We start from the raw sequence: 7,874 nt of genomic DNA, 5'->3' as shown, positions 1-7,874 counted from the left end.
AATCCTTTTGCCCGCCGACGTGCTTTTCCATCGCCGGCCGCACCGCTTCGAAATCCCCCAACTCCAACTGTTCGTATATCCGCCGTAGCTGGCCGATCGGGTCGCGCACCAAATCTTCGTATTTCAGTTCGCAAATTTGATTGTCGGGAATCGCCGCCCGCTGCCGATTGAAGCCCCGATACATTCGCTCGAAGGCCGAAAATACGTACTCGTCCAAATCGCGATAATGCGGATGCTGAAAGCCCTGCGCCGCATCCAGCGACACCCACAACCGCCGCGTGCTGGGAAAAATCACCGCCGGATCGCGCACAATGTGAACGATCTTCGCCCCCGGAAACAGCCGCGCCAACTCCGCAATGCGTCCCGTGTGCGGCGGTGATTTCATCACCAGCCGCTTCCCCTTTTTCAGTGTCAGCATTTGCACAAACCGCTTCATGTCGGCCCGCCAACGCTCCAAGTCCGACGGCGCGCAGCCGTCCATATCCAAAAATTCGTCGTACGGCGCCGGCTCGTTCGGAAACGCCATCCGGAAATACGGCGTCGGCGCGCCCATCGCCACCAGGGCAAATTCATCTTCCTGCGGCCGATGCCACCCTGTCGCCATGTTGTCCATCGGCCGCTTGCCGGGCAGCAATGGCCACAGCAGCGTCGGCGCAAACCAGCCGGTCACCAAAAAATGATTCGGCTCGTAGCATTCGTAATACGTGGGATAGCTCAACCGCTGGTCGCACACCATCAGCTCATGCAAATACGTGGTTCCGCTCCGCCAATGCCCAATGATGAAAATTGGCGGTTCCTTAATCTCCGTCGCCGCAATCCGCCGCCCGTAAATCAACCGCTGCAAAAAAGCAAACGCCGAATTCCCCACCGCGCAACCCCCTATGATTAGCGCCATGCACACCCGCAGCGGATGAAACCGAAACCGTCCCCGCGCCAGCATCTTCCAATAATCGCCCAAACACATCCCATGCCAAAACCGCGGCGAATACCACGGGTAGCTGTTCAGCTTCAGCTTCTTCGCCAGCGGCGGCTTTTTCGGCTCGACGGCAGTGGACATGAACAAAACTCCCTCTCCCCTTGTGGGAGAGGGTTGGGGTGAGGGGTAATGACCAGCTTGTTGAATACACTCCATCCAAATCGCTCATTGTAACCCAACTCGCCCGCCACCACACCGCCACCGCCGCCTCAAGGATGTCGGTCTGGCTCCAAAATTTTCCCTAGAAATTGGGCCACCACTTTTGGGATAATGGCCACGAATTGCCTCGCGATGATCATCGACGCATTGCTCGGATACGGCCAAGTCCCTTGGTCACAGCCCAAGTTGCATGCTTAGTCTGCAGCGCTCGCTATCCTCGCGATCCAAATTTACTCCAAACGTTCACGACCGTTTATGGACCGTTTTCACCCCATTTTTCCACGGTTTAACATCCGTTTTTTACCGTTTTCACCGTTTTTCACCGCAACATATTTTTCGCCGATCAACCATTCGCCTTACGTCACCGTGGCCGCCCATTGAAGATGATCCGCCAATTTATGAAACTATGTGATTCCATCTCGAGCTAGTGACAAAGCCGTTCGCCATGAAGTTCTTCGCCTTCCACCTGATGCCCTGGGATCGATTGCCCGCCGATTTTTCCACCAAGTACGAATCGGCCTGGACCTGGTTGCCCAACAGCATCTACGACCCCGCCCACGGCCACGAGCTGTACAACGAATATCTTGATCAACTCGTGCTGGCCGACGAGTTGGGCTTCGACGGCGTGTGCATTAACGAGCATCATCAAAACGCCTACGGCACGATGCCCAGCCCAAACTTGATGGGCGCTATTCTCGCCCGCCAAACCAAGCGGGTGAAAATTGCCGTCATCGGCAACGCCCTGCCTCTGTACAATCCGCCGACGCGCGTGGCGGAAGAATTTGCGATGATCGATGTCATCAGCGGTGGACGGCTGATTGCCGGCCTGGTCGTGGGCGGCGGACCGGAATATTACAGCTTCACCATCAATCCGACGTATGCCCGGAGCATGTACAGCGAAGCGGTCGATTTGGTCATCCGCGCCTGGACCGAGCCGGGCCCGTTCGAGCATTACGGCAAACATTGGAAACTGAAGTACGTGAACCCCTGGCCGCGGCCGCTGCAAACGCCGCACCCGCCGATTTGGATTCCCGGCGCCGGCAGCAAGGAAACCATCGAATACGTCGCCGCCAAGCGCTGGAGCTACATGGGCATTCCGTACTTCCACATCGATTTTTTCCAGCGCAACTTCGACATGTTCCGCCAGTGCGCTCAAAAGAACGGTTACACCGCCAATCCGGAACAGCTCGGCTGGCTGCTCCCCATTTACGTGGCCGAAACCGACGAGCGCGCCTGGGCCGAATACGAACAACACCTCTGGTATTTTGCCCACAATCTGCTCCGCGGCCTCACGATTTTGCCCCCCGGTTACACCAGCGCCCAATCGATCGCCGTCATCAGCCGGGCCAAAGAAAAATTCCTCAGCAACGTGAAAACGCGCGAGCAAGTGGAGCAGGGGGCCTACGCCGTCGTCGGCAGCCCCGCCACCGTCCGCGATCGACTCAAGCAGCACGTCCAAAAACTGGGCGTCGGCAATCTGCTGGGCCTGTTCCAACTCGGCAGCCTGCCCGACGATTTAACCAAAAAAAGCATGACCATCTTCGCCCGCGAAGTTTTGCCTAGCTTGCGAAGAGAATTAGAACCAGCGAATTCCACCAGATAAATTACTCCGCTTGCGGCTTAGCAGATAGAACAATTCGACGAGCCAATGACCCAAGTTCCCAATCAAACCGATTTCGTCACCGTCGCCGGGAAAAAAATCCAGGTCATGCGCGGCGGCAGCGGTCCGCCGTTGGTTTATTTGCACAGTGCCGGCGGCGAAATGGATTGGACGGCGTTTCACGACGGCCTGGCCCAGCACTTCAGCGTGATCGCCCCGGCGCATCCCGGCTTCTCACTTTCCGAAGGCCTCGATCAAATCGACAACATGCAAGATCTGGCCTGGCATTACGTCGATTTTTTCCAGCAGTTCAATTTGCGCGGGGTGCCGGTCGTCGGCTTTTCCCTCGGCGCGTGGCTGGCGGTGGAGCTGGCGATTTTACGGACCGAACTGGTCGGCAAGCTGGTGATGGTCGACGCCGCCGGACTGCACGTGCCGGGCGCACCGATGGCCGAATGGTTCATCGACGATTTGCACAAACTGCGCGAATTGCTGTTCTTCGATCCGCAGGGCCCCGTCGCGCTGGAAGTTGCCCCGCTGGAGCCGTCCGAAATCCAGCTCCTCATGTTTTTGCGCGCCCGCGAAGCCACAGCCCGCGTCGGCTGGAATCCGTATTTGCACAATCCCAAACTGCCGCAGCACCTGCGGCGAATTCGCTGCCCCACGCTCATCATCTGGGGCCGCGACGACAAGCTAATCCCGCTAGCCCACGGAGAATTCTATGCCCAGCACATTCCCGGCGCGCGTCTGGAAGTGCTCCCCGAGTGCGGGCACATGCTCCCCTACGAGAAAACCGCCGATTTCGTCCGGCTGGTTACCCAATTCGTACGGTAAAGTGCTGGAAAGAATCCTAATGCTTGCCGTTTTGCCCGCCGTCGTACTTGGCGGCCAATTGCGAGAAGTTTTGGGCCTGGTCCTTGTGTCCTAAGGCATCGTGCATGAAGGCCAGGTTGCTATACGGAATGCCCAGCGATTTTTCGTCCACCAGATTTCGCTGCACCGCTTCCTCAATGTGTTTTACGCCGGCATCGGTTAGCTGCAATGCGAAATCATGACTATCCGCTTCCCAATACGAAATGCCCATGCTCACCAGCCACTCGCCGTAATGCCCCTGCTTATCGCGCAGTGTGGGCGGAATTGGTCGATCCAAAAGCGGAAACGCCTTTTCGTACCACGCAATCGCCGTTTTATGATCGTTCCGCTGCACCGCGTGCAACGAACCCATGCGGTAATACAACCAGCCCAGGCGAAACGCGTCGACTGGAGTTTCTCGGCGGCCTTTCGCGCCGGTTTCCATATAAGTGATGGTCAGCGCGGTGTTGGGCAGCGCATGTTGCACAGCGCCGCGCATTTCGTCAGATTCCAACCCATCGGCCAGTGCCGTACCCAGTGTCCATTGCAGGGCCAGTTTGGTCCACGGATCAACCGCCACTTGAATCAGCGGCTTGCCGGTTTTCAATGCCATCCGCGCCCAGGGGACCGAATCGACTTTCCCTTCGGCCCCGGCGCAGGCGGCCAATGCGCCCCGCGCCAAATGCAGCCGCAGCCCGGGATCGCCGTCTTCATGCTCCATAAAATCGTCCACGTAAGCTTGGGCGCGCGTCAGCCATTTGGGAACCACCTTGTCCTTATCCTGCCAGAAACCGCACGCAATGTCGTGTGCCACGTCCAGATGCGCCTCGATCAACACAAACTTGGCGGCGCGCCGCACCAGCAACCGCTTGTCGATCGACAGGGGATCGGCCAGCTTGATGGCCGCCAAATGGTTCTCCATGGCATGTTTGTAATCGTGGACCGGAGCGTCGGCTTCCAAATCTCCCAGAACACACAACGCCTTCGCCCTCAGTTCGCCGGGCAAATCGCTGCTGGCCAACACCTCTTTGGTTTCCTGCGCCGCATCGTTGTAATGGCCTTGTTGCCCCAAGATTTCGGCGTGTGTCAGATGATACAACGGCTGCTTCGGATTGATCTCCAACGCGGCTTGTACGTCGTCAGCCGCTTCATCGTAGCGCGCCAACGTGGCCATCAGCCGGGCTCGCAGCCACAAAGCGCGGGCATTTTTGGAGTGGTGCGCCAGAACGTAATCCAGGTCGGCCAGGCTGGCCCGTGTGTGCGATTGCAATTCCACTTCCGCCCGCAGCACAAACATCGAAAGGTCGATCTTATCCAACACCACGTGCGAAACTCGCTTGCCGTCGGGGGTAATGCTAAACAGCACGCCTCGTTCCGGATACGCCTGACCGAGCAGTTCGCCTGCATCGTCAGGAACGTTGACGGGTCGCACATCGCCCAGGTCCAACTGCCGCGCCAAGGTATCGGTGGGAACCGCCTGATCCAGATCGATCAAAATCGAACGAACCTTATCGTCGGCCAACGTGGCTTCGACGTGTGGAAACGAAGACAGCGAAAATCGCAGCACCGTTTGATGATCGTCCTTGGAAACTTCCTCCCCTGCGCCCCATTTTTCCTTGAGCTCCTCGGCCGTGGTCACTCCTGGTTGGACGCCGTCAAATTTGGCCGGTTCGATCGCGGCGTTGGGGCGTGCAGGCGGATCGTCAAACGTGGTCGCAAAGACAGTGCTGGAATGGTCGGCATCGGTCGCGGGCGAATCGTCGGAGACGCCTTCTGCCTCCGCGAACGACCCATCGGTTTGCGGCGTCGAATTCTTTACGGGGCTTTGCAGAACCGGGCTTTGTTTAGCGGCTTTTTGGCTTGCAGAACCTTGTGCGGATCCTGGCATAGTTGTGGATGCACCGGGATAACCCAGAGAGTGGCGCGCCGCCGACGCGCCATCGACTCCGGGCCGCACAAGGGGCGCGGAGTGCTCCAAATTGCCGCTTGCCGCTGGCGAATCGGCCGCAGCGCCATTCGATTCGCGGCTCGAGTCCTGGGCCAAGCACGGGCATGCCGCTGCCCAAGCAATTGCTGCAAATGCCAGCAGGCCGATTCGATAATGCGCCATATCCAGGTGCGCTTTAGCTCTTAAGTGGATGGTTTTCCATAACATCGCGTGTTCCTCCCTGAACACTCTCGATTGGCGCGTTGATGAAACAGATTTCGGGTGTGAGAACTAAATTTACCCGCCGCGCAACACGCGCGGGCGGCAAAGGATAGCCAGCTTTTATAGCAGGGTCCAGAGCAGTCGTGCTGCGAAACCTATCATTCCGCAGTGTCCGCCGATGCCAGCAGCGCCAGCAACTCAGCTTTCGCAGCCGAGGCGTGGCCGGCCGTCAACGAGGCTGCCGCCGCTTGCAGGCGTTCGATCTGATCGCTGCTAAACGGTATGGCTTCGCCTGGTTGTGGAAAAAGCGGTACAAGCTGTTCGACAATTCTTTGCGACAGTAGCTCCAGGCCTTGACCACTTACCGCGCTCACCAGCACAGAGTTTGTCCGACCACAGCCAACTTTGCCCTCCGTCGGCGCCTCGTCGCGGCTCAACAGATCGCACTTATTGTGAACAATCAACGCCTGGTTCCTCTCATCCAACAATTGCTGATTTGCATCCGACCACGGCCGCGTGATATCGAACACTAGCAGCAAGCAATCTGCGGAGGTCGCTTGCTGTTGGGACCGCGCCACTCCGGCGGCTTCCAGCGGATCGTCGCTCACGCGCCATCCGGCCGTATCGCATAGCTGTATCGGCCAACCCGATATGGCCGTCAAGGCGGTCACCACATCGCGAGTGGTGCCGGGCTGGTCAAACACGATGGCACGCTGATAACCGACCAGAGCGTTAACCAGGCTGCTCTTTCCGACATTGGGCGGGCCAGCCACGACCACACGCCACGGTTGGGTAAGATGCAGCCCCAACGAAGCGCGGGAAAGCAACCTTTCCGTCAGAGCCTTCGCGGTCGAAAGGCTTTCAGCCTTGCCGTCAATGTTCGTCAGAATTTCGCCCAAGGCGGATTCCAACGCGCCGTGATATTGATCGAGCAAAATCTCCGCCGTCCGGGCTGTGGTTGCTTGCGCTAGTGCGATTCGCGCTGCTGCACGAATCGGCGAAGTTTCGTGGCGGACATTGTGCGCTGACCACACTTGCTCCGTTGCGCCTGCCGTAACTAAGTCCTCGATAATGCGGCGCACTGCCGCGGAACCGCCGTGGCAATGCACTTCGAGATAATCCGAACTCCGGCGGCAGATGAGCACGTCTTCGGCCGGTTCGCTTCCCCAGCGGCCATAAATGATTTTTCCTGGCGGTGCATCAGCAACGCAACGGAGAGCCTTTGGCCGGAAAAAACGCTGTACCCAGTCCATCGCCAGTGCGCCTTCAACGGCCACCACCGCCACCGCACCGCGTCCGGCAGGCGTCAACATGGCAACGGTGGTGAAAGCGCGGCCGGTCATGGCTTTGCCAGAACAATGCCCGCCAGCACCAAATGCTCCACAAACCTAGCCGCCGGGTCCAGTTGTTGCGCCACCGACGGAGCTGCTCCACCGGTGAGAAATATCTGCAAAGCACTCGCCTTGCCGGATGATGGCGCCGGCAACGATTCGGACAAGCGTCCAATCAATTCGCGAATGGCCCCCACGGCTCCCCAAAACAGTCCACTGTGAATGGCAGCAAGCGTGGAAGTGCCTAAAGCCGGGGGTGGCGAGCCCAGTTCGTTCATTGGACTCAGCGGCAACAAATCGGTGAATTGATCGAGTGCTCGGGCCGAAAGCGCAATGCCAGGCAGAATAGCGCCGCCGCAAAACACACCGTCGGCGGTGACCAAATCGACTGTGATGGCGCTGCCCGCGCCGACAATAATTGCGCCCCGCGCCGGGTCGCGCAAGCGGTTGGCCGCGACGGCGCCGGCCAAGCGGTCGATTCCCACGCGCTCGGGGTGCTCGACCGCGGCGGTAATCGGCAAATCGGTGTACTCCAACATTCGCACCGGCCAGCGCTGTTGAATCCAATCAGTTAGCTTGGCGGCGGCGGGACGATTGACGCTGGCAATCCACCACGGCGTTTCCGCGGGGACATCGGCCAGACACTGCTGCAGGGCTAGCGGATTCCATCCCTCCGTAGGCATGGCGTGCGTGTGACTGGGCACGGGTAAACCGATTCGCTCTCTCCGCAAATTTTCCGCCGGCGCAGCAAACAGACCAAGTTTGATCCGGGTATTGCCAATGTCGACAGCGAGGAGCGACTGCATG

Annotated in this window: 6 protein-coding genes; 2 read left to right on the top strand and 4 right to left on the bottom strand. The window is 58.8% G+C overall.

All coding sequences use genetic code 11. The features are described 5' to 3' along the window. Positions 1–1,057, bottom strand: a 1,057-nt coding sequence (locus VMJ32_14120) for a sulfotransferase (GenBank protein ID HTQ40158.1), incomplete at its 3' end; no start/stop codon positions are given. A gap of 523 nt (positions 1,058–1,580) precedes the next feature. Between VMJ32_14120 and VMJ32_14115 the strand changes: the two genes are divergently transcribed. After that, the gene (locus VMJ32_14115; protein HTQ40157.1) at positions 1,581–2,738 is read left to right on the top strand and encodes an LLM class flavin-dependent oxidoreductase; all 1,158 of its coding nucleotides are present in this window, start codon (positions 1,581–1,583) and stop codon (positions 2,736–2,738) included. Positions 2,739–2,783: 45 nt separating this feature from the next. Then, the gene (locus VMJ32_14110; GenBank protein HTQ40156.1) at positions 2,784–3,569 is read left to right on the top strand and encodes an alpha/beta hydrolase; all 786 of its coding nucleotides are present in this window, start codon (positions 2,784–2,786) and stop codon (positions 3,567–3,569) included. Positions 3,570–3,585: 16 nt separating this feature from the next. On the opposite strand, the gene VMJ32_14105 is transcribed toward VMJ32_14110, so the two are convergent. The 3 genes from VMJ32_14105 to VMJ32_14095 all read right to left on the bottom strand — a co-directional run bounded on the left by VMJ32_14105 (position 3,586) and on the right by VMJ32_14095 (position 7,873). After that, entirely contained in the window at positions 3,586–5,742 is a 2,157-nt protein-coding gene (locus VMJ32_14105; GenBank protein HTQ40155.1) for a hypothetical protein, read from the bottom strand. Positions 5,743–5,894: 152 nt separating this feature from the next. Continuing rightward, positions 5,895–7,079 carry a GTPase gene (locus tag VMJ32_14100; protein HTQ40154.1) on the bottom strand — a complete coding sequence of 395 codons (1,185 nt, stop codon included), beginning with the start codon at positions 7,077–7,079 and terminating at the stop codon, positions 5,895–5,897. Next, positions 7,076–7,873 carry a type III pantothenate kinase gene (locus tag VMJ32_14095; protein HTQ40153.1) on the bottom strand — a complete coding sequence of 266 codons (798 nt, stop codon included), beginning with the start codon at positions 7,871–7,873 and terminating at the stop codon, positions 7,076–7,078. Before VMJ32_14095 ends, VMJ32_14100 begins: the two co-directional genes overlap by 4 nt. Position 7,874: the final 1 nt, after the last annotated feature.

The organism is Pirellulales bacterium, from assembly GCA_035499655.1.
Lineage (GTDB): Bacteria > Planctomycetota > Planctomycetia > Pirellulales > JADZDJ01 > DATJYL01.
This window is presented reverse-complemented; position numbering and strand designations above follow the sequence as displayed.

Bases quoted from the DNA above. Each gene is read 5' to 3' on its own strand.
- VMJ32_14115 (HTQ40157.1), top strand. From the start codon at position 1,581: ATGAAGTTCTTCGCCTTCCACCTGATGCCCTGGGATCGATTGCCCGCC.
- VMJ32_14110 (HTQ40156.1), top strand. From the start codon at position 2,784: ATGACCCAAGTTCCCAATCAAACCGATTTCGTCACCGTCGCCGGGAAA.
- VMJ32_14105 (HTQ40155.1), bottom strand. From the start codon at position 5,742: ATGTTATGGAAAACCATCCACTTAAGAGCTAAAGCGCACCTGGATATG.
- VMJ32_14100 (HTQ40154.1), bottom strand. From the start codon at position 7,079: ATGACCGGCCGCGCTTTCACCACCGTTGCCATGTTGACGCCTGCCGGA.
- VMJ32_14095 (HTQ40153.1), bottom strand. From the start codon at position 7,873: ATGCAGTCGCTCCTCGCTGTCGACATTGGCAATACCCGGATCAAACTT.